General features: G+C 54.8%; 1 protein-coding gene. It reads right to left on the reverse strand.

Annotated features, from left to right (window positions below):
• Positions 1 to 213: 213 nt before the first annotated feature.
• Complete coding sequence (locus tag P0D80_RS50895) at positions 214 to 432, reverse strand: hypothetical protein (RefSeq protein ID WP_408296502.1); 219 nt, start codon at positions 430 to 432, stop codon at positions 214 to 216.
• Between the last annotated feature and the right edge of the window lie 220 nt (positions 433 to 652).

Here is a 652-nt window from a genome sequence, read left to right on the forward strand (position 1 = left end):
CGCGGTAAGTGGCCTATCGTTGCCATTTGAGCGGGCTGAGTCGATGCGCGCCGGATTTGATCACTATTTCGTGAAGCCGGTTCTGCTGCCGATCATCCTGGCTGCCATCAACCATGGGCTTGCTCCATGCTGAGCAGCGAATCCTGTGTAATTCGTCGAACAAGCCTTAACAAACTGAGCCGTTCAAAGTCACTTTGCCGGGTTTCCCCGGGCTTATTGGTCTACGTACATTCGCCATTCAGGGAACTGCTCGAAGAAGCTCTCGCTGATGTAGACCGCGTACAGGATGGGCGAACTTGCATCTGTCGTAGTAACCGGTTCGCTGATTACAGCTATCCCGGGATCAACGCCGGTGAATCTCGCCCAGGCCGCCAGGTCGTCGGGAAGATCGGCTGCCTCTTCTCGCGGCACACGCAATTTGATCGACTTCATCGCCTTCCCTCGCAGATGTAGCGAGCTTATTCTGGCCGATTTTTTGTTGTGAAGTGCACTGTGCTTTGGGGATGCTCAAGTTTCCTGATGACTTGCTGGCCACTGTACCGCGCGAATGACCGACGTCCCCCCGTTCGATGGTCAATTGGAACGATGTTTTGTCAACTGGTTTTCGCACTTCAGATCACCAGAACTCGTCCCGTCCTGACACTCGCGCCCA

This window comes from Paraburkholderia sp. RL17-373-BIF-A (genome assembly GCF_046030175.1).
In the GTDB taxonomy this organism is placed as follows: domain Bacteria; phylum Pseudomonadota; class Gammaproteobacteria; order Burkholderiales; family Burkholderiaceae; genus Paraburkholderia.